We start from the raw sequence: 21,956 nt of genomic DNA on the forward strand, positions 1-21,956 counted from the left end.
ATCCGCACTTCAATCCAAATAATAAGAAGACAATAAATGGAAAAACCAACAAGTTACAAAAGTGTCGCTCAACAACGAAAAACAAAACTTCGACTTACGATTATCATCCTGACTATGGTAGCGCTATGCGCCGTGGCATGGTTAAAAGGACTTAGTTCGGAAAAAGCCGCCAGGCTGATTGCGTCACATCAGGTTGCTCAGGCCACCGTGCTAAGTTTGCAGCACAATCAGATTAAGGCAGGTAAAACCGATGAGCAGGACTTCAAAAATATCTATAGCTGCAGTATCAATTCACCGTAAATGGTGAAAGTTATCAGAAAACACTGCTGGTATCCGCTTATGACTATGAATCACTTCAGGGCGTCGAGCAGATAGAGGTCTGGTATGCCCCAGGCAACCCTGAACACAATTCAATTGAAAAAGATTTAAAATCAAAAGCCAGAAGCAGTAGTTTTACCTGGCGTCTTATTTCAGCTGCGCTTTTTGTGATCCCTGCCATGCTGTTCCTGTTTAAATTTATCGCCTTCTTTTATATACGGGAACCTAAAGGCACCCTTCCAGCCGGATTTTATACCGACAACAGCTGGTTAGATATTGAAGACAATTGCCTTGCAGAAATAGACAACAATACTTTGCGGGTGGCAAAGTTTGACAAGAAAAAAGTCGATAAAGTACAGGCGCTTTATCAATCAAATACTGCTTTTTCAGAGATTGTCTCTGCCGTTAAAGCAGAAGAAACGTTGATTCCGCTGACAAAAGTCACCTTACTTGAAAGTAAGCATTATAAAGATGAGATAAGCTTAGAATGGCTGGATGGAGAGACTGAACACGATATACGGGTACAGTTTCTCTCAGTCGCAGCGAAAGAGCATGCAATGGCACGCATTAGCAACTTGCTGCCCGGCGCACTGGTGCACCGGATTACACCAAAAACCCGCGTACAATCGGCACTGGCCGGGGCCATAGGTGTAATTATTGGCACCTTAGTTATTGCAGCCGCAATACTGTATCAATTCTCCGGCAAAAACCTGGATATTGTACTTTTTGCCCTTGGCGGTTTGATCATCTACTTTGCGTTGCCAAGTATGATAGCCAGACTGATAGATCCAACAGTCGTCACCTCCTGGTCAACTGAAACGGCCAGTTAAATTGTTTCCCCCTGCCAGGCATTGCAACCGGCTGGGGGTAGCTTTTATCATTGATCCACTTTTCAAAGCCCCATGCTGTCAAATTGACAGCCCACTGTCAGAATATCTTACAGATACTGCAACCTAAAACACTAAACGTTTGTTTTTATTTACTAAATTAGTTGGCCTGCATATTGCTTTTGTTAACATGAGTATCTAAAAAAGGAAATAACAATGAAAATGAAAATGGCATTACTACTTAGTACTTTATGTGTCAGCGCCTATGCAAATGCGGCATTAACAACCTATGAATTCAATAATGGCGACGATTTAAGTGGTTGGACGACTGATCGTTGCGACCCGGCAAGTTTCGCTATCGTTGGCAACGAGCTGCAGATGAGCATTGACGGTGCCGAGCAGGGAAAATGTGGTGGGTCCTTTTATCACACTCAGGGGATGAAACTGGACACCGGCATGTCTACCTATCTGGCCATTGATATGTTCCTGGACAGCCAGCATGGCCTGACAGATGAGCGCTTAGGTGGTATCTGGGGTGTTGCATACAGCCCGGCTGATGCCATCAGCTATTACCCGATAATGGAATCAATAGTCAGTGGGGGAGTTACCGGGATACAGGGATGGGGCACAAGCTTTTTCCCGCTTGACTCATCGTTAGTTACTTTAGATAGCTTTAATACTTTTGCATACCAAATCTCCGATGGTTTTATTAATTTTCTGATAAACGACAACCTGGTATTTACCAGTACCAGCGACAACCATTCATACTTTGGTGAAGTCATTCTGAATGCCAAAAACGATGGTAATTCGTTTAATGTTCGTTACGACAACCTTACTTTTGGCACGCTGGCGGTGGATGTGCCAGAACCGGCTTCACTGGCAGTAATGGGCGCTGGCTTATTACTGTTGGCCGGCGCGACAAAACGCAAACGCTCAAAATAAATTATGCTTATAAAAAAAGCGTCCTGAGCCAGGACGCTTTTTTACATCTGAAAATCTATTTTCTATATCAAGGTATCTGCTTTACACAGACAGCGCCGGATAGTCGGTATAGCCTTCAGCATTGCCAGCATAAAACAGCTCTGGCCTTGCTGCATTCAGTTCTGCCTCTTTAGCAAAGCGGCTGACTAAATCAGGGTTTGCGATAAAAGGCACACCAAAGGCTACGGCATCGGCGTCGCCGCGCTCAATGATCGCATTAGCACTGTCTTTACTAAACTTTTCGTTGGCAATATAGACACCACCAAACAACTGTTTCAGTTTCGGGCCTAAGCTGTCATCGGCCTCGGCTTCACGGGCACAGATAAAAGCAATGTTTCTTTTGCCCAGTTGCTGAGCCACATAGCCAAAAGTATCTGCCCGCTGCGAATCGCCCATGCTGTGTGCATCCGCTCTGGGGGCCAGATGCATGCCAACCCGGCCAGCGCCCCAAACCGAGATTACCGCATCGGTTACTTCCAGCATTAAACGGGCGCGGTTCTCAATACTGCCACCATATTTATCGGTGCGCTGATTACTGCCATCCTGCAGAAACTGATCCAGCAGATAACCGTTAGCGCCATGAATTTCCACGCCATCAAAGCCGGCCTTTTTGGCATTCTCAGCAGCCAGCCGGTAGGCCTCGATAATGCCGGCAATTTCCTCAGTGGCCAGCGCTCTGGGAGTAACAAAAGCCTGCTTTGGCCGCAGTAGACTAACATGGCCCTCTGCAGCTATGGCGCTGGGCGCTACCGGCAGCGCACCATCTAAATAGTGCGGGTCAGAAATCCGGCCTACATGCCATAACTGTAGCATAATTCGCCCACCCGCCTGGTGTACTGCCGCTGTTACTTTTTGCCAACCGGCTACCTGTGCATCAGACCAGATACCCGGCGTATCAGGGTAACCTACCCCCATCGGCGTTACCGACGTTGCCTCGGTTATAATTAGTCCGGCACTGGCCCGCTGGCAATAATACTCAACCATCAGATCATTTGGTATTCTGCCGGCATCGGCGCGACAACGGGTTAACGGCGCCATAATAATCCGGTTAGGTAATTGTAAGTCTCCCACTTTTATCGGGTCGAATAAATTTGCCATGCTATATCCTGTCAGTCAGGGTTAATCAGTCTGAACTTAATTGGTCTGGTTTGCCTAAAAACAAGGGTGCTGGCGATGAATAACCAGAAGCAGCAGGTCGGTGGCCATATTTGGTTACAGTTCTTAACTTGCTGACATTCATCCATGTAGGTATATTTTAGCGCTGCTGGCCCCGCTATTATTTTCGTTACCGCCAAGGATTGTTCATGCTTAAAAAACTCGCTGCCTCCCCTGTCATCATCGCCGTTGTGCTGGCGCTGGTATTATTGCTCTGGTTATTAAGTGGTGATAACTACTCTGCAAAAACGGAAGAACCTGCGGCGCAACAGCTACCGGAACAAAGCCTGGCTTTAGTCGAAACACGCTGGTCTGAGGCCGAACCTTATCAGCTTACCCGGGTGGCACAGGGTCAGGTTTTACCCTGGCGCAGGGTCAGTATTAAATCTCAGCAAGCCGGCACGGTTAACCAACTGCTGGTCAGTCAGGGCGACAAAGTTGAGCAAGGCGATAAGTTATTGCGGCTGTCGGATGAAGGGCGAAGCGCACTATTGGTGCAAGCTCAGGCAAATCTGACCTTGCGCCAAAACGAGCTGGCCAGTGCTCAGGCGCTTGGTAAGTCGCAATTTGTGTCCGAAACCGAACTTACCCGCTTAAAAAGCGAGTTGGCAACAGCCGAAGCAGAGCTTGAACGTGCCAGCCTGGCAGTACAGCAACTTGAACCGGTTGCCCCGTTTGCCGGAGTTATCGACCGTCGTCATATTGAAGTAGGTGATGTCGTTCAGGTGGGCACCGAATTATTAGAACTGGTGCAAATTGATAAGCTGAAAGTTACCGCCCAGATCCCGCAACAACATGTAAAAGCACTGCAACGAGGCCAGCAGGTTAACCTGCGCTTGCTGGATGGCAGACAACTTAGCGGCGAGCTGAGCTTTATCAGTTATGCCGCCGATAACGCCACCCGTAGTTTTTATATTGAAGTTACCGTTGCTAACCCGGAACTATTGCGGATAGCCGGCGGCAGTGCCACGGTTGAAGTGCTGTTACCACCGGTTCAGGCCCATTTAATCTCACCTGCGCTGTTAAGCCTTAATAGTGATGGCCAGTTAGGTATTTCTCTGGTTAACGAGCAGCAACAGGTTGAATTCCACCCGGTCACTATTCTTAGTGCCGATAATGAGGGCGCGCGGGTAACTGGCTTACCGGACCGGGCCCACATTATTACCCAGGGTGCCGGCTTTGCGAAACCAGGCGACAAGGTACAGGTGGCAGGAGCTAAACCATGAACGCCATTATACAGGCCGCCATTGGTCGCAGCCGTGCCAGTTTAATGCTGCTGCTATTTCTGTTTATTGCCGGCATAACTGCCTATCAGACCATTCCGAAAGAAGCCAACCCCGATGTTGCTATACCGATGATGTATGTGTCGATGTCGCTCGATGGTATCAGCCCCGAAGATGGTGAGCGCCTGTTAGTCCGGCCGATGGAACACGAGCTGCGATCGCTCGAGGGTATTAAAAAAATGACCTCAACCTCCAGCGAAGGCCACGCGTCCGTTATGCTGGAGTTTGATGCCGGTTTTAATGCTGATCAGGCACTGGCCGATGTGCGGGTAAAGGTTGATGCAGCGCGGGCTAAGCTACCCAGTGAAGCCGACGAGCCCACGGTAAATGAAATAAATGTTGGTCTGTTTCCGGTGCTGTCTGTCGGGTTATCGGGTCCGGTTTCAGAAAGCCAGCTGGTATATATTGCCAGGGAATTGCAGGAAAACATTGAAGCCATCCCAGAAGTACTTGAAGTGGATATTGGCGGCGACCGGGAAGATATGCTGGAAATCGTGGTCGACCCGCAAGTGCTGGAGGGCTATGGCCTCGATTACCAGCAACTGTTCAGTCTGGTATCAAACAATAACCGGCTGGTTGCTGCTGGCAGCCTCGATACCGGCGCCGGACGTCTGGCACTGAAAGTACCCGGCGTTATCGAAAACCTTGACGATGTCTTGTCGATGCCAATTAAAGTAGATGGCGATACCGTTATTACTTTCGGCGATGTTGCCACCATCAGCCGCAGCTTTAAAGACCCGCTCGGTTTTGCCCGGATCAACGGCCAGCCAGCAGTTGTACTGGAAGTCAAAAAACGGGCCGGTGCCAATATTATTTCCACTATCGAGCAAACCAAAGCCTTAATTGACCAGGCCAGCAGCCAGTTTCCGGACGGCATGCAGATTAACTACATTATGGACCAGTCAAAAGAAGTGAAAAACATGCTGTCAGACCTGCTGAACAACGTGTTGACAGCTGTGGTGCTGGTGCTGATCCTGATTATTGCTACCATGGGTGTGCGCTCGGCACTGCTGGTTGGCATCACCATTCCTGGTGCCTTCTTTGCCGGCATTCTGATGATTTTTGCCCTTGGCTACACCATGAATATTATCGTACTGTTTGCGCTTATTCTGGTGGCAGGCATGCTGGTTGACGGCGCCGTGGTGGTCAGTGAACTGGCTGACCGAAACCTCGGTGAGGGCCAGCAACCAAAAGAAGCTTGGGCCAATGCAGCCGGGCGCATGGCCTGGCCTATTATTGCCTCAACTGCCACCACCGTGGTGGTGTTTATGCCCCTGTTGTTCTGGCCCGGCGTAGTAGGCCAGTTTATGAAATACCTACCTGCGACCGTAATTCTGTGTTTACTGGCATCACTGTTTATGGCGCTGATTTTTCTGCCGGTAATGGGCGGCATCAGCCGGGCCAGGCCTGCCCCGCATAGTGTAGAGGCAAGTCGCGCAGGCAAGGCCTACCGGCAGCTTTTAAGCCGGTTATTACGTCACCCGGGTCTGACCCTGGCAGGTTTGCTGGGGGCAATGGCGCTTATTTTTGTGGCATATGGCAAATATAACCATGGCCTGGAGTTCTTTCCCGATGTCGAGCCGGAGTCGGCCCAAGTCTGGGTGCGGGCCCGTGGTGATATGTCTATTTATGAAAAAGATGCGCTGCTAAAAGATGTAGAGCAACGTCTGCTCGGCCTGGCCGAGGTAAAAGCGCTGTACGCCAGGTCTCTGGCCAGCAGCAGTGGTGAACTGGCGCCGGATGTGGTCGGCACCCTGCAATTTCAGTTTATCGACTGGCACCAAAGGCGCAAAGCCGCCGCCATTCTGGATGATATGCGCAAGCTTACAGCTGATATACCCGGGGTTATTCTGGAGTTTCGCCAGCAGCAGGAAGGCCCCGCGGCCGGCAAACCAATCGAGTTGCAGGTTAGCAGCAGCGAAGCAGCTGCAACTGAGCAGGCAGTGGAGCAGATTATCCGCCAGATGACGCAAATGGACGGCTTTGTTGATATTGAAGATGACCGCAGCCTGCCCGGCATTGAGTGGCGGATAGTGGTTGACCGCGCCGCCGCGGCCCGGTTTGGCGCAGATGTGCTGACAGTGGGTAACGCGGTGCAAATGGTCAGCAACGGTTTGTTACTGGCAAAATACCGGCCGGAATATGCCAGCGATGAAGTGGATATCCGGGTCAGATTTCCAGCGTACTGGCGCTCACTAAACCAGCTTGAACGGTTAACTATTCAAACACCACGCGGCCAGGTGCCACTAAGCAACTTTGTTGAACTGGTGCCTGCCCCCAAAACCAGTGTTATCAAGCGTATTGACGGCAACCGGGCTGTTACCATTAAAAGCGATTTGGCGCCTGGTGCCCAGGTTAGTGAACGCTTACAGGCACTACTGGCCAGTGATATGAAGTTACCAGACAACGTTAAAGTAAAAACAGCCGGAGAAAGTGCTGATCAGCAGGAGGCCATGACCTTTTTAATGGGTGCTTTTGCGACAGCTGTTTTTTTAATGCTAATGATTTTACTGGTGCAATTTAACAGCTGGTATCAAAGCTTACTGGTGTTGTCAGCGATAGTATTTTCAACCGCCGGCGTATTACTGGGCCTGCTGGTTAATGGCCAGAGCTTTGGTATTGTGATGGTGGGTATGGGTATTATCGGCCTGGCTGGCATCGTGGTGAATAACAATATTGTGTTAATAGATACTTTTAATCAACTGCGGCAAAGCGGCATGTCTGCAGTGGAGGCGGCACTGGAAACCGGCAGCCTGCGCTTACGGCCAGTGTTGTTAACGTCAGTGACTACTGTTCTGGGCTTAATGCCAATGGTTTTGGCGGTTAATGTTAACCTGCTGGAACCCAGCTTGGGTTTCGGCGCACCGTCCACCCAATGGTGGACCCAGTTATCCAGCGCCATTGCCGGCGGCTTAACCTTCGCCACCCTGCTTACGTTGTTTTTAACACCTTGTATGCTGGTGCTCGGTGAAAAACTACACCGGAAGATCAGGACCTGAGCTAATTAACCGAATTAAACGCCCCGCTCAGGTTTGGCGGGGCGATGTTGCCAGCGCAATACCCCGCTAATTAAGTTGCTCTGATAAGCGGTGCCACGGTATAAGTTTCAGGTTCTGGCCTTCTTCCGGCATCCGGTTGCGGCCGTCCTGCACGATCAGTGCCCCTGTCTCAAAGCCCGGCCCTAATGAGCGGGTAGTAACTTCAAGACCGTCGGTTTCTGACGTACCGTCAATTCCCAGCGTCGGGTTAGTGGTAACTCTGAATCTCAGGCGCTCTGTATAAGGCGGCATTGCATCATAAATCAGGTAACTGTCATTGCCCTGACTGGAAACAATCAGATAGCTGCTGCCGTTATGTTCAGCCAGCGCCAGGCCTTCAATATCATCAACCAACCGTTCACCATCCACCCGTATAATAGCTTCGCCTGTCGTAGCCGCATCGGCTTCCGCGGCAAAACGCCAGATAGCGTGATCTTCCTCACCCACAAATAAAACGGCGCGCTTATCATCGGCCACGCAACCTTCTGGCTGGCTGGGTACTTGCAACGAGCGAACTAAAACACCCTGCCAATGAATGCCATCACTAACAAGCCGATATTGTTCTATCAGCCCCGCTTTATCGTTGACAAAAATATAGTGCTGACCACTGCGGCTGCTTTGATACATACACAGGCCATAAATCTCGGTCATAGCCGTAGCAACTTTACCGGCATTGTGCAGCAAGCCATTGCTATCAATAGCAAATAGCTGAAGGCTATTATCATCGCGTAAGCTGGCAACAGCAACATCATGAGCCTGGTTCCGCCAGGTAACACCATAACGAACATCAACATTATTTAATCGGCCTACCTTAAGCTGTTGCACCCGCTGCCCCCGCATATTGTAGACATCCAGCCCGGCACGTTTATCGGTGCCGAGAATCAGACTTAGCTCTGGCTTCGTTGGATGATGCCATACTGCCTGGTCATCAATGACATCGCCACGCTGCAAGGCAGGCTCGGTTTGCAGGGCAGGCGCGACCTGAACCAGCGCTTCCCTGCCTGGCCTGGCTTGCATTGAGGGTAATGGCAGGGTTAACTGCTGCACCGGGCTGGCATCTTCGCTGCTGACAAACAAGGTTGCACTGTCAGTTGCCAACATACTGACTGATAAGCCAGTTGCCTCAGCCACGGTATTTACCGGCAACGTTGCAAATATTTGACCACTGCCGTTCAGATGCAATATCCGGGCTGGTTCTTCTTCCAACACCATCAGACTGCCATCTGGCAATAGCTGCAACGCTTTTATCTCGCCCTGCAATTGGCCAAACGGCGCATTTACCTGCACGATGCTGCGGCCTTCATCTGCTTCCGGCTCAGCCTGATAACGCCAGATGGCGCGATCCGCTTCAGCGAGGTAGAGTGCCCCGTTGTTGGGGTCGGCAACGCATGCGGTGCTGTCGTAAGGCACATTTAACTCGCGGATCACCAGGGGTTCGGCCAGCCATTGCTGCTGTTGCTGTAACAGTAACTGATCTGCGCCCCCCCGGCCCCCCAGCAGAAACAGACTCAGTTGCTGGTTCTCGCCGCTCTGATAAAAACACAGATCGTCTACTACCCGGCTGCTGATTAACTGCTGATAAAGTAGCTGAAATGGTTCACTATCATGCGGATTCAGGCGCCATAAATACAAACTATTGCTGTCTGTATCCATTGCCGCCAACAGCATTTGCCCGTTGAGACGCTGCACAGTAAGCCGGCTGAAATTACCTTTAACTGTTGCCAGTCGCTCTGTACCGGCCATTACCTGCAGCATTGACTGATTTGTCAGCAACTGATAGCGCTCACCACCAAGCTCAAACTGATTAAAATGACTGGCACTAATGTTCAACTGCACTTGCTGTGCGGTTGTGCCGGGTAATTCGGTTGTACCCGGCTGCCCGTATTGGCAGCCAGCTATCGTTGCACTGAACGTCAGGTAAAGGGTGCTTCTAATAAACTTCTTTTTAAAAAATTGCATAAGCTAATCCCATTACCAGTTAGTGATCTGCACGCCCAGCACCACGGTGCGGCCATACTGTTCATATTGGAAGTTATAAGACTTAAGACCGGTATAGGCGTAATAGGGCTCATCATTTAAGTTAATAACATTAAAATACAACTGCATACCGCGACTAAAAGTCCATTTGCTGCTGAAGTCCAGTTGCAGATGATCATCTGAGTAAACATCATAGGCCGCGTTGGTAACATCACCCACTTCAGCCAGATACTTCGACTTATAATTGGCGGCAAGCCGCAGACTGATCCGGTCGGTTTGATAACCCAGACTCAGGTTAGCCGTTTTATCTGACTGACTGGGTAGCGCCACTTCGCGGCTAAGTAAAACACCATCGTCAAACCACTCAATGTCTGCCGACGAATCTGTTAAAGTCAGGTTGGCGGACAACAGTAAATTATCCAGCCAGTTACCAAAACCCGCCACTTTATGAATTGCATTTAATTCCAGACCGTATAAATCCGCTTTACCACCATTAACAAAGGTTTCGGCTTTGGCAAAGTTTGCGTATTCACCACGGCCGGCTAAGTCGGCTTCATAAATAAAATCATCAATTTGTTTGTAAAACAGCATGGCTGACAATACACCAAGTTTATCGGCATAGTGTTCAATACCCAGATCAAAATTATTGGTCGTTAATGCCTTTAAATCAGGATTACCAAAGGCAGCTTCCAATTCATCGTCATCCTGTTCCAGAATAAAGGCCGGTGACAGCTGTTCAAAATTGGGCCGGACCAAACCGGTACTAAACGCGGCCCTGACAATACTCTGCTGTGACAGGTTATAACGCCCTACCACAGCCGGTAGCCAGTAACCTTCTGAATTATCAACCTGGTTAGCACTGAAAACTTCCTCTATCGCATCATAGCGGCTACCGGTTGCTTCACGCTTTTCGTGCTCGTATCGAACGCCGCTGATTAGCTGCCAGTTACTGCGCTCCCACTGCGCCATAAAGTATGCCGCACTGATATCCTCATCGACCTGGTAATCATTGATTTGAGATTCAACCTCATCAACAAAACCAACACGATTCAGGCTATTTATCAGCTGATAAATACTACCACTGTTTATTGCTGGTCCCAGATTACTCAACGGGTAATCGACAATACCGCCGGCATAATCACTCAGGCTAAGGGCACTAATACCCAAATCCTCAAAGTCTTCAAACAGCCAGACATCTTCTTCGGCCCGTTTTTCGCGCTGGCTGAATTTGCCACCGCCTTTTAACAGCAGACTGCCATGACGCTGAATAATTTCGTGGCTAAGATCAAACTTAATATTACGCTCGGTTTCTTTAGCATAGGTATCGCCCATTTCCACTTCTTTCAGCTGATAGCTATTGGCCAGAAAGGCGTCTGCCGGCGCGGTCAGCCGCAGTATTTTGCTGCCGCTAAAGCCAACGCCATCAGTAAATTCCTGCTCAAAATCAGCGGCGCCGATATTAAACGGCGTATCTTCATCTGCGCGGCTGGTGCCGGCTTCCAATAGCCATTGCCAGTTACCAGCAGTTTGCTGGGTGCCAACAACCAGGGCGCTGATGCTCTGGGTTTCTTCGCGTTGTTTCAGCGAACGAATTAGCTCCGCACCACCACTGCTGCCGGAAATCTGCGGCTCGGCCAGTTCCACTATCATCCCCTGGCGCGTCTCGGTATCGCTGAACCGGCTGTACAGGCTACGCAGGTAATATTCATTATTGTTGCCAGGACGGTAGTCGAGATTCAGTGCCAGACCAATTCGCTCGCGGCTAATCACATAGTCACGCAGTTCAAACTCTTCCAGTCCCTCATCGAAGTCCCAGCTGCCGCCGGTCTCAATGTTGTCTGAGCCAAACTTACGTTCGGCGAAGCTGGCAGCAATAGCAATACCGAAACTATCGGTTTCACCGGCAAAATCGAGTATTTTGCTATAGACGCCCGACACTTTGGGGCTGGTTTTACTTTGTTGCTCGTTGTAACCCGCTTCCGCAGTGAAAGAGTAAAAGTCATTGCTGCGATCAAAGGCAGATAAGCTTTTAATTTCTACCGTGCCGCCTAACGAGCCGGCCGGCATATCCGGGGTCAGGGTTTTATTTACTTCTACTGATTCCAGTAAATCAGAGGGAATAACATCCAGTGCCACCGCCCTGCGGCCTGCTTCAGGCGCCGCCAGCTGAGTACCATTGTAGGTTACTGCATTGTAGTCAGGCGCCAGACCACGCACCCGGACAAAGCGACCTTCGCCCTGATCCCGCTCTACTGACAAACCCGCCAGCCGTTGCAGCGCTTCGCTAACATTGCTATCCGGAAACTGACCCATTTCGTCGGTACTCGCCACTGTTATAATACCGGCAGCATTACGCTGCCGGTTTAGTGCTTTGCTTACTGCACCGGACTGACCAACCACTTCAATATGCTCTATTTCTTCACTGGCGGACAGCAACTTAATATCACCCAAACGCTGCTCAGTATCAGCAACTACTAATACCCTGGTCTCTGGCATTGCGCCCAGGTAGTTCACTAATAAAGTGTAAGTTCCTGCCGGCAGCTGACTAAAATAGAAACGGCCATCGGCTGCCGTAGTTCGACGTAACTTTAATTCGGGGATACTGACTTCAGCACCGCTTAGCAGGTTGCTGCGGTTGTCGGTAATTCTGCCTTGTACATCGGCATCGGCGAAGGCCGGGGCAGTCAGGCCGGCAAATGCCAGGCTGATTGCGCTGGCCAGCAGGGTACGTCGGGTATTTTTATGGTAAATCGGCTTCATGGGTTGCTCTCAGTTCCGGGCTAATCACTGCCGAACATTGTGCTGTGGCTGTATGACAAAATGCCGTTTAGTAAGCCATTACGCTGAGCTGTGAAGACCCGGGTCTTCACCGTGCACCACGTTGCCAAATCAGCCTAAGTCTGTCATCCGGCTGTCATACAGGCAGCGGAAAATTGGTTTTATTTCATCGGATAACCTGACTATGTGGCGACAACACCGCTATAAAATGCTGCTTAGCGCGCTATTGCTGTTAAGTGGTCTGCTGCTGGCCGTTAATACCGGTGAAGCAAAAGCGGGCAACCAGTTCGATTGGTTGGATGTGTTGGGTGAAGGCACTACTTTACTGGTGGCGTGCGGCTGGTTGGGGCTGATTATCAGCAGCCGCCCGACAGGCCGGGTTACCGAGTGGCTTTACTACGGCAGCTTGTTATTGGTGTATTCCTATTTTCTCGATTTGCTGGATGAATTTATTCGCTACCCAGACCATATCAGGCTGATGAGCTGGCTCGAATCCTTACCGGCTCCTGTCGGTATGCTGGTGCTGACCTATGGGTTGGTTGGCTGGCACCGGGAACAACGCGCTATAAACCGTCAGCTGCGCGGCCGTGAATTATATTTACGTGATCATCAGCTGATTGACCCATTAACCCAGCTTTATGGGATGGAATACTTAAAGGCCGTTTTGCAACGTGAAATTGAATTGCACCAAAGTCAGCAATCAAGCCTGAGTATGCTGGTACTGGATATCAACAACTTCAGCGGCTTTAACCGCCGCTGCGGTATGGCAGCAGGCGACGCATACCTTGGCCGGTTAAGTGAGTTACTGACTAACCAGCTGCGACACAGTGACGTGATATGCCGGTACGCCGGTGATCGCTTTATAGCGCTATTACCCGCAACCGCATTGCCGCAAGCACAAATTATGGCACAGCACCTGCGCCAACAACTGGCTCAGCTAACCAGCCATAATGACGAGCCAGAACTGACCATTCAGGCATTAGCTGTACAGCAAAGCTGTGCAAAAACAGCGTTGCAATCGGCCGACAAGGCATTGGCTCAGGCCAAAGCTGCGACAACACTAGAACTGCAGCGTACCTGATGCCAGCGCGCAGCTTTAGTTATCAGGACAAGGTACTGTTATTGCAACATGGCAGCACCGAACTGCTGGCACTGGCACAACGCCGTGGCGCGCTGCTGCACAAACTATTAAGTGGCACTAACATTTTTGAGCAAGACTTACATAGACCCCATGGCCGTCTGCACCATGCTGACTGGCTAAAATTGTTGCAAAACTGTCAGCAGCAGGTCAGTAGCCCCGAGCTACCTTTTTTGTTGGGCGATGCGCTTCTGAACAGCAGCTATATTTCGCTGTGCAAGAGCTTACAGTATGCGCGAAACCTGCGTCAGGCACTGACCCAGCTTTATTATTTCCGCCATCAACTGTTTCCCGGCATTTTCGCCAAAGCCTATCAAACCCAACAGCAGTTGGTTATCGAATTACATCCGGCGTTGGGTTTCGCTAATCAACACACTTTTATGCTGGCCACCGTATTTTCACTGTTGGTCAGCTTACTGAAACAACAATTGGGTACCCTTACAGGCGTGACTATCCGGCTGCAGCAAGATGTACCTGAAAATTTGCTGCAACAGCAATTTTACTGGGGTTGCACGGTAAGCTTCAACCAGTATTGTGACAGCCTGAGCATCCCCTTGCCACTGTGCTATCAAACATTTACCGATGCTGACCCGGTTAAATTTCGCGCCGCAAAACGCACCTGTTTGCAGTTAAACCGTGTCTTAAGCCCGCAGCGTGGCTTGCTTGAGTGCATATACACCCTGCAGCAACGTGCCTTACCGGTACTATTAACCCAACAGCACGTTGCAGATGCCCTGGGCCTGAGTGGTAGCAGTTTAAAACGCCAGCTTCGTCAACATCACACCAATTTTGCCAACCTGATTGATCAGGTGCGCCGTGATGCAGCCCGCAAAGTGCTGCAGCAGGGCAATTGCTCAAACCGTCAGCTGGCAATGATGCTGGGCTACTCTGACGAGCATAATTTCCGCCGTGCCTTTAAACGCTGGACCGGCTTTATTCCCAGCGATTATAAAAGCGTATTCAATTTTAACTAACCAACTTACTGTCAAAGGACTTAGCATGAACCTGATCAAAACCCTTAGCCTGGCGCTGTTGTTCAGTGTTGCACTTGCGGCCTGCTCGCCAGACCGCACCAGCCAACCAAAAACAGCTGACTCCAGTGAAGCAGCACAGGTAGGCGAGCAGATGGTACTGCGCTTTGCCGTGTTAGGTGATGCCGAGCCTAAACCTGAGCCACAATTCCCCAATGTTGCTGCCGCAGTCGCCGATATTAATCAGTTGGCCAGTTCGTTAAAATTGGACTTTGTTATCGGGGTCGGTGATATTGCTCATAAAGGCACTCAGGTGCAGTACGACAATGTGACGCCCGTTCTGCAACAGCTTACGCTACCATTTTATCCGATTATGGGTAACGAAGAGCACGGCAGCACCATTGAGCGTTATATGCATTATGTCAATTTGTGGAATGAGGGTAAGGTTACAATTGACGAACCGAGTTATGTGCTGGAGTTTGATAGCGTCGCACTGGTTATGGCCTCGCCGGATCATGGCCGCGACTTTGACGATAGTGGTATTGCCTGGATGCAACAGCAAATCACGCAACTTTACCCCAAACCGGTGTTGTTAGTAGTGCACGGCGCGCAGGCCGGTGTGTATCCGGAAAATGCCGAAAAAGGCATTCATCATCCCGGCTTTGCCAACGTTATTGCTCAACCCAATCTGGCAGCCGTTATTTCCGGTGATTTACACATGGATATGGATCGGGTTCAGCACTCAAAACAACTGGGCAAGGTGCACTACCTGCATATTCCAGCGCTGGAGCGCACCAAAATACCCGATGAAACAAAACACACTGCCATGTACCGGGTTTTTCAGGTACACAGTAATGGCCTGGTGCAGGTGGATACCTATCAAACCGGTGTACTCCAGCCTTTGTCGCAGCACGCCTATCAGTTCAGGCTAAGCAATACCCAGTAAAGTTGCTGGAAAGACATTAAATGCTAAAGTAAGCCTCACCCAACTTTTAAATGAGGATATTACAATGGCATTTGTGTCCCCGCTTGCTGCCGACGCAAACCCGGATGTCGCAGAACTGGCGACGTTTTTTAATGAAACGTTGGGGTTTTGCCCGAACAGTGTGCTGACCATGAGCCATCGCCCGGCTATTGCCAAAGCTTTTATTCAGTTGAATATGGCCGTTATGGAGAACAAAGGCCGGGTGACTTCAGCACTAAAGCGGCTGATTGCCTATGTCTCCAGTCATGCTACTGGCTGTCGCTATTGCCAGGCCCATACCATTCGGGCGGCAGAGCGTTACGGCGCGCCGGATGAGCAACTGGCCAATATCTGGCAGTTTCGCAGTCATCCGGCGTTTAATGATGCCGAGCGCGCAGCGCTGGAACTTTCTATTGCCGCTTCGCAGGTGCCCAATGCGGTCGATGAAACCTTGCAGGCAGCAATGCGCGAGCATTGGGATAGCGGCGAAATTGTGGAAATAATGGGTGTTATTGCACTGTTTGGCTATTTAAATCGCTGGAACGATTCAATGGCAACCACACTTGAGGAAGGCGCCAATGCATCCGGCGAAGCGCTGTTGGCGGCATCAGGCTGGTCAGCTGGTAAGCACGGTTAATGTACCAGCCAGTACTGTAGTTTCTGGGCCTGTAAAAAATCTTCAGCCTCGGTCCCATGCAATAATGCCGTGGTCGCCAGCATGCCTGCCAGCAAACAGTTTGGGGCTGCCACCGTTACTGAACGTGGCGCGTTGCTGACGGGCCAGCCGGTTTTGGGGTTAAGGATATGGCTGTAACGCACACCATCTTTAAGTAAAAAGCGCCGGCTATCACCACTGGTGGCCAGCGCGCCGTTACTTATACCTACGGCTGATATCGCCTGATCTGCCAGGGTGGGGTTTTCGATGCCGATCCGCCATAAACTGCCATCGAGTCTTGGTCGGCTGCAGCGCATATCCCCGCCAAAGTTAACCACCAGGCTGGGTACATCCGTCTCGGCGAATTGCTGGTTCAGCAGCTGCAGCACTTTATCTACTGCATATTCTTTGGCAATGCCGCCAAGGTCTAACTCCATGCCCACAGGTAATAAAATGCGATTGTTATCGCGAGTGACCTGCTGCCAGCCAAGCTTTGGCAACAACGCATCGATTTGTGATTGCGTTGCCAGTTTAGCCGAACCATCAAACTGCCAGATACGCCGCAAAATTCCACTGCTGATGTCAAACAAGCCATCACTTAACTGGTAACAGCTGTCAGCAAAAGCAAACAGCTGCAAGGTTTCCGGATCAAGTGTTTGCCAGCTACCAGCATTATGGTTGAGCTGGCTTAACACGCTATTACTGCGATAACGGCTGTATTTTTGCTCAATGCGTTCGGCTTCAGCGGCGGCAAGCTGAGTTAGCTGCCGGCACAACGATACGTCCTGTGTCTCAAGCAATATCTCGCAGGGACTGGCCATCGCACGAAACTGGCCTACAACACAGTTTTTACCAGCACTGACTGTGATATCAACCATCTGGTCTCCCTGCCATTTGTTGCTTAAAAAGAGTAACTTATCTGCGCCATAACTGCGGTCACCTTTTCATACAGATCAATGTCAGCTAAGACACCCGGCGCTGTAAACCCATCATTTTGCGGATTCTGTTGGTACAGTGCTATCCGAAACGACAACTCGTTGCCTTGCGCCAGCTTAGTGCCAAACTTAGCACCCAGTGTATAGGTATTCATTTTACCAATCCGGTAATCGGCACTGGCAAACTGCGGTAACGGCTCCGTTTCAAACATAAATGGCTGATAAAACTCGGCCGCACTTTGCTGATAATAACGGAACTGTGGCTCGACATACCAGCTGTCACTCATTGGCAATCGCCATTTCAGATCAGCAGTATGTGATGTCAGCTCCCAGTCATCCCACATATAGCGGTAAGAGGCATCAAGATAACTGCCGCGCAAATGCAGTTTATTCTGCCAGTACAGGCTGTGCTTAGTGCGCTGGTCCGGCCGGTTCTCAAAAAGGTTTTGTTGCACTTCACCATTGGCATTAATCACACTGACCAACTTAAACGGGTCGGTCATATAGCCATCGGCCAGGCTGAATGAATAGTTAAACTGCATTAACCAGTCACGGTTAATTACCTGAGTCAGCCCAAGCAAAACATCAAGTGTATCTTTGGTATCATCCGCCCGGTCACGTGTCGCGTCAAACGCTGCCTGATAACTGTTGTCATCGGCAAAATTACTGCGTAGCAACATGGGAGCAAATGCAGCGGCAATGCCGCCTTCCGGTGAAATAGTGTCATGGCTGTAGCCCAAAGCCAACGATACTGTGGTGTTTTTCTGGTTAAAATCCCGCGCCAGAGAACCATTCAGCCCCATAGATAAATAGTCATACTCTTTTGACAAATGACCACCGCCGCTTACCCGCCAGTCTGGCGCCAACGGTTGCTCCCAGCTCGCATCCAGCTGCACCCGGGTATCATGGAAGGTATCATCCAGTGGTGTGACGCCGGGCGCGACATCATAACTGCCACGACCTGAAGGCCGGGTAAAGCTTTGCACGTAAGGCTGGCCAACTGCCCCGGTGGCTGAAGCTCCGGTCAGCGCGTCGACTACCAGCCCCAAATTGAGGTATTTATCATCACCAAAATCGCCCCGCGCGGTCAGAATGCCTTCACCGGCACTTACCCGGTCGGTCTCGTTGTACAATAAAATAGCGCTGTTAAATTGCCAGTCATCCAGTAAGGTGCCCGCTTCGGCTGGTTGTCCAAGCACAGCGCAACTGGCCGCGGCCAATGCTGCGCTGATATTTGCCAGTTGTTTTAATTGCATCCGCAACCTCCGCCTGCAAAGCTGCGACCGCCGCTGCTGCCTTCTTTGCTGAAATAAATATGATCATCCAACCGGTTGTCTAAAGGCGCGCTGTTCAGCGCCATTTCTTCTTTTGCCAGCGTATCGCGCTGCCAAGGTTTAACCCCTAAACTGCTGCAGGCTGCTAACTGGCTTAACACCAACGCAATCACACCAGCCTTCATTACTTTTGTCAGTTGCATCTTGCTTACTCCTCTGCCAGTAACTGGCGGATCTTTGCCTCATAATCAGCATTATCAGCGTGTTTAAAGCCAATATGGCGATAACGGATCTGGCCTTTTTTATCAATCAGATAGCTACTGGGCATACCGGGCAACTGATACTGCTCCGCCACAGCGCCGTTCAGGTCATACAGCACGGCAAACCGCGCTGGTACCTGCTGTAAAAACCGGCTGGCATCATTGCGTTCACTGTCTTCATTTACCGCCAGCACCAGCAGGCCATCACTGCCATAACGCTGCTGCATTGTATTTAACCAGGGAAAAGACTTGCGACAGGGCGCACACCAGGATGCCCAGAAATCAACCAGCACCACCTGGCCTTTTAGCTGCTGCATGCTGCTAACCGGGCTGCCTTCCAAATCACTAAGCTCGGTTGCTACAACACTGCCGGTTATCAGGCAACTGAGTAAAAGCCCCGTTAGCAAGCCACTTGTTTTCCAGTACTGCATAGCACCTCCAATACTTTTGCGTTCAAGCTAACGGTGTTTGCTTAAGCAAACCTTAAGTGACGCTACAACTTTGAAAAACAGCAAAGAATTGAGAAAACTGCGCGGTAGAAAGTGAGATAGATAAATAGAGAGGCTCGCTACTTGGCTTACTAATATTAATTCAGTTGATCGCGTTTGCAGCTAACTGTAAAGCTTGGAAAATACGGACTCAGACCGCTACCCCAAAAATACTGCCCACCAGCGCGGTCAACGCCATTGCCAGCGCGCCCCAGAAGGTAACTCGTGCTGCACCTCGCGTTCGGGGAGCACCGCCTGCGTGGGCAGCCAGGGCACCCAGACCCGCCAGAAAACATAGCGAGAATAAGGCAACAGCGTAAATCAGATAGGGGCCGGGCATAGCCCAGGCTATCAGTAGTGGCAGGGCCGCACCAATAGTAAAGGCCGCAGCTGATGAAAGTGCAGCCTGGACAGGCCGGGCTTTACCCGACAGGGAAATACCAATTTCGTCTCTAGCATGCGCGCCTAATGCATCGTGCGCCATTAATTGTCCCGCAACCCTTTGCGCCAGCTCCGGCGTTACACCTCTTTTCTGATAAATTTCAGCCAGTTCATTTTTTTCATACTGAGGGTTCTGGGCAAGAGATATTTTCTCCAGCTCAAGATCAGCCTGCTCCGTATCAGCCTGCGAGCTTACAGAAACATACTCACCTGCCGCCATCGACATTGCCCCGGCAACCAGCCCGGCAACACCGGCCAGCATGACACTGGCATGCGTGGTACTGGCAGCAGCCACGCCAATAATCAGACTGGCAGTTGATACAATGCCATCATTTGCACCCAGTACCGCGGCGCGTAACCAGCCAACACGATGCGAGCGGTGAAGTTCGATATGACTCATCTGCTTTGCTCCGAATGTATATTCTGGCTATTAACCTTAAACTATCCTGATTGCTTTAGGTAATGGTTAATTAGCTAAATGATATTGTTGCTGCCGATACAGATAAGAGGGCAACAGCACCTGTGCCAACGCGCGTTTTGTCTGTGCTGCAGAGGGTACTTTGTCTGAGAGGAGCAATTGTTTACTGGCAGGATCATACACACCACTTACTGCACTCTGCTGTGGTCGTAAAATTGTCAGTTGCTGTTGTTCCATTAATGCAAAATACTGGTCAAACTGCATCAGCGCCCGACCAGCACTGGTGTCATCACGACTAAAGTCACGGCCAATGAGTGGCGTCTGACCATTGATCCCCATTAAAGACAACAGGGTAGGAGCCAGGTCAATCTGGCTGGCAACCGGTGTAATACGATTTGGCTGCAGATCCGCGCCCAAGATCAATGCCGGAATATGAAACTTCTCTACCGGCACCAGATTGCTGCCATACACCCGGTTGTCGTGATCGGCCACAATCAGAAACAGCGTGTTCTGCCAATAAGGCTGTAGCCTCGCATGAGCAATAAACTGTCCTAAGGCATAATCAGCATACTTAACCGCATTATTTACGGTTTGTTTTGGCTGTTCATGCAAATCGATACGCTCATCCGGGAACTCAAACGGCGTATGATTGGACGAGCTAAACACCAGGCTGAAAAAGGGTCGTTGTTGCTGATGCATCTCGTCCAGATGTTTGGCCGCAGCGGTAAATAAATCTTCATCGCTGGCGCCCCAGCTACCAACAAAAACCGGATTGTCCATTTGGGGCAAATCAATCACCTGCTTAATGCCATTGCCGGTAAAAAAACTGCGCATATTGTCAAAATGCGCTTCGCCACCATAAATAAAGCTGGTGTTATAGCCTTGTTGCGACAGCGTGCTACCCAGCGTATAAAAATTTTGCTGAGCTAACGACAACTTAACCACGCTTTGGGCCGGCGTTGGCATAAAGCCTGACACCACCGCTTCTATACCGCGCACCGAGCGGGTACCGGTTGCATACATTTGCTCAAACCACCAGCCGTCATACTTCAGCTTCTCCAACTCAGGGGTGACAGCGACACCACCGAGCGATTCAACAAAGGTTGCACCAAGGCTTTCTTCAAGAATGATGACCAGGTTCAACGGTTTGGCACGCTGCACACTTGCTTGACTGTAATGCACAGTGGGTAAACCCGGATTAGAAAACGCGGTCTGTTTTAACCATGGCCAATCCAGAGCCAGCGCCAGCATTTCAGTATCAGGCAGCTTGCCGTAAATCTCGCTGGAGTGCGCTTCGTGTTTCAGACTATACAGTGCATACAGCACTGAATAAGGCGAGTTGATTACCAATGAATTAACCAGAGCATCACTGGTAACCGCAAAAAATGCCGGGTTAGCAGGACGATGCTCAGTGGTAGAGCGGATCATGGCAAATACCACCAGTAGCAGCACAGGCCAGGTTAGCCAGAAGGTTTTCGTCTGATAGGGTTCGGTGCGAAGACGGGCGCGTTGCAGTATTTTATTAGCGCCCCAAATAAGCAGTAATGTAAGCGAAATGCCACCAAGTAACATCGCTCTGAAGCCCTGCCATAAGGTACTGAAGACTTCTTGCGGATACTTCAGATATTCCACATAGAGACGGTTTGGCCGGATATCGTATTGCAGAATAAACTGCGGGGTAGAGAGCTCTACAAAGATAAATAACGTCAGACCCAACATGGCCCAACCATAGCAAAACCAACGCCAGGCATTCAACCCTCTGCGGCCAGCCAGAAACGGCGCCAGCAGTATGGGTAAGACCATCCACAGACCAGCCAGTATCAAATCAGCCCGCACCCCTTGTATTAGGAGGGGCCACACTGATGCTACGGCGCTAATCCGGTCATATTGCCAGACAAACAAGCCAATACGGCTTACTGATAATAGAAGCAATACCAGTAATGCCATTACCGCCAGCAGATAATAAGGGCCTGATACAGAGCGTAAATCTTTTTTCATTGCCGGTCATAATCACTTCACAGCTTAAGGTTGCCTGACGCTAAAGCACTAAGCTTA

The 21,956-nt window shown here is 50.3% G+C and carries 18 protein-coding genes; 9 read left to right on the forward strand and 9 right to left on the reverse strand.

The annotated features are described in order from the left end of the window. The first annotated feature begins 36 nt into the window (after positions 1 to 36). The 3 genes from KQY15_RS08230 (at position 37) to KQY15_RS08240 (ending at position 2,087) form a co-directional block, all read left to right on the forward strand. Positions 37 to 300, forward strand: coding sequence for a hypothetical protein (locus tag KQY15_RS08230; RefSeq protein ID WP_217668704.1), 264 nt, complete (start codon positions 37 to 39; stop codon positions 298 to 300). 185 nt (positions 301 to 485) lie between these two features. After that, on the forward strand, positions 486 to 1,148 hold the full coding sequence (locus KQY15_RS08235; protein WP_217668705.1) for a hypothetical protein: 663 nt from the start codon (positions 486 to 488) through the stop codon (positions 1,146 to 1,148). A 213-nt stretch (positions 1,149 to 1,361) separates the two neighbouring features. Then, the gene (locus KQY15_RS08240) at positions 1,362 to 2,087 is read left to right on the forward strand and encodes a PEP-CTERM sorting domain-containing protein (RefSeq protein WP_217668706.1); all 726 of its coding nucleotides are present in this window, start codon (positions 1,362 to 1,364) and stop codon (positions 2,085 to 2,087) included. An 81-nt stretch (positions 2,088 to 2,168) separates the two neighbouring features. Here the strand turns inward: KQY15_RS08240 and KQY15_RS08245 are convergent, their stop codons facing one another. Further along, entirely contained in the window at positions 2,169 to 3,224 is a 1,056-nt protein-coding gene (locus KQY15_RS08245; RefSeq protein WP_217668707.1) for an alkene reductase, read from the reverse strand. A gap of 206 nt (positions 3,225 to 3,430) precedes the next feature. Between KQY15_RS08245 and KQY15_RS08250 the strand changes: the two genes are divergently transcribed. After that, positions 3,431 to 4,507, forward strand: coding sequence for an efflux RND transporter periplasmic adaptor subunit (locus KQY15_RS08250; RefSeq protein WP_217668708.1), 1,077 nt, complete (start codon positions 3,431 to 3,433; stop codon positions 4,505 to 4,507). Next, complete coding sequence (locus tag KQY15_RS08255) at positions 4,504 to 7,563, forward strand: efflux RND transporter permease subunit (RefSeq protein WP_217668709.1); 3,060 nt, start codon at positions 4,504 to 4,506, stop codon at positions 7,561 to 7,563. The genes KQY15_RS08250 and KQY15_RS08255 overlap by 4 nt, the downstream gene beginning before the upstream one ends. A gap of 66 nt (positions 7,564 to 7,629) precedes the next feature. On the opposite strand, the gene KQY15_RS08260 is transcribed toward KQY15_RS08255, so the two are convergent. Continuing rightward, positions 7,630 to 9,561: a phytase gene (locus KQY15_RS08260; protein ID WP_217668710.1), complete on the reverse strand. Its 1,932-nt coding sequence runs from the start codon at positions 9,559 to 9,561 to the stop codon at positions 7,630 to 7,632. 12 nt (positions 9,562 to 9,573) lie between these two features. Further along, positions 9,574 to 12,339, reverse strand: coding sequence for a TonB-dependent receptor (locus KQY15_RS08265; protein ID WP_217668711.1), 2,766 nt, complete (start codon positions 12,337 to 12,339; stop codon positions 9,574 to 9,576). Positions 12,340 to 12,541: 202 nt separating this feature from the next. Here KQY15_RS08265 and KQY15_RS08270 point away from each other — a divergent pair, with 202 nt between their 5' ends. The 4 genes from KQY15_RS08270 (at position 12,542) to KQY15_RS08285 (ending at position 16,067) form a co-directional block, all read left to right on the forward strand. Then, positions 12,542 to 13,438, forward strand: coding sequence for a GGDEF domain-containing protein (locus tag KQY15_RS08270; RefSeq protein WP_217668712.1), 897 nt, complete (start codon positions 12,542 to 12,544; stop codon positions 13,436 to 13,438). Continuing rightward, entirely contained in the window at positions 13,438 to 14,469 is a 1,032-nt protein-coding gene (locus KQY15_RS08275) for a helix-turn-helix transcriptional regulator (protein WP_217668713.1), read from the forward strand. The genes KQY15_RS08270 and KQY15_RS08275 overlap by 1 nt, the downstream gene beginning before the upstream one ends. Positions 14,470 to 14,494: 25 nt before the next feature. Next, the gene (locus KQY15_RS08280) at positions 14,495 to 15,412 is read left to right on the forward strand and encodes a metallophosphoesterase family protein (RefSeq protein ID WP_217668714.1); all 918 of its coding nucleotides are present in this window, start codon (positions 14,495 to 14,497) and stop codon (positions 15,410 to 15,412) included. Positions 15,413 to 15,476: 64 nt separating this feature from the next. Further along, positions 15,477 to 16,067, forward strand: coding sequence for a carboxymuconolactone decarboxylase family protein (locus tag KQY15_RS08285; RefSeq protein ID WP_217668715.1), 591 nt, complete (start codon positions 15,477 to 15,479; stop codon positions 16,065 to 16,067). Here KQY15_RS08285 and KQY15_RS08290 read toward each other — a convergent pair. The 6 genes from KQY15_RS08290 to KQY15_RS08315 all read right to left on the reverse strand — a co-directional run bounded on the left by KQY15_RS08290 (position 16,064) and on the right by KQY15_RS08315 (position 21,899). Then, positions 16,064 to 16,963, reverse strand: a complete 900-nt coding sequence (locus KQY15_RS08290; RefSeq protein ID WP_217668716.1) for an FAD:protein FMN transferase — start codon at positions 16,961 to 16,963, stop codon at positions 16,064 to 16,066. The genes KQY15_RS08285 and KQY15_RS08290 overlap by 4 nt on opposite strands. A gap of 23 nt (positions 16,964 to 16,986) precedes the next feature. After that, the gene (locus KQY15_RS08295) at positions 16,987 to 18,276 is read right to left on the reverse strand and encodes a DUF3570 domain-containing protein (protein WP_217668717.1); all 1,290 of its coding nucleotides are present in this window, start codon (positions 18,274 to 18,276) and stop codon (positions 16,987 to 16,989) included. After that, positions 18,267 to 18,497: a DUF4266 domain-containing protein gene (locus KQY15_RS08300; protein WP_217668718.1), complete on the reverse strand. Its 231-nt coding sequence runs from the start codon at positions 18,495 to 18,497 to the stop codon at positions 18,267 to 18,269. The genes KQY15_RS08295 and KQY15_RS08300 overlap by 10 nt, the downstream gene beginning before the upstream one ends. 5 nt (positions 18,498 to 18,502) lie before the next feature. Beyond that, complete coding sequence (locus KQY15_RS08305; protein WP_217668719.1) at positions 18,503 to 18,985, reverse strand: TlpA family protein disulfide reductase; 483 nt, start codon at positions 18,983 to 18,985, stop codon at positions 18,503 to 18,505. 208 nt (positions 18,986 to 19,193) lie between these two features. Continuing rightward, positions 19,194 to 19,883: a VIT1/CCC1 transporter family protein gene (locus KQY15_RS08310; RefSeq protein WP_217668720.1), complete on the reverse strand. Its 690-nt coding sequence runs from the start codon at positions 19,881 to 19,883 to the stop codon at positions 19,194 to 19,196. A 66-nt stretch (positions 19,884 to 19,949) separates the two neighbouring features. Then, positions 19,950 to 21,899, reverse strand: coding sequence for an LTA synthase family protein (locus tag KQY15_RS08315; protein ID WP_254795552.1), 1,950 nt, complete (start codon positions 21,897 to 21,899; stop codon positions 19,950 to 19,952). Between the last annotated feature and the right edge of the window lie 57 nt (positions 21,900 to 21,956).

Source organism: Arsukibacterium indicum, from assembly GCF_019100565.1.
GTDB lineage: Bacteria > Pseudomonadota > Gammaproteobacteria > Enterobacterales > Alteromonadaceae > Alishewanella > Alishewanella indicum.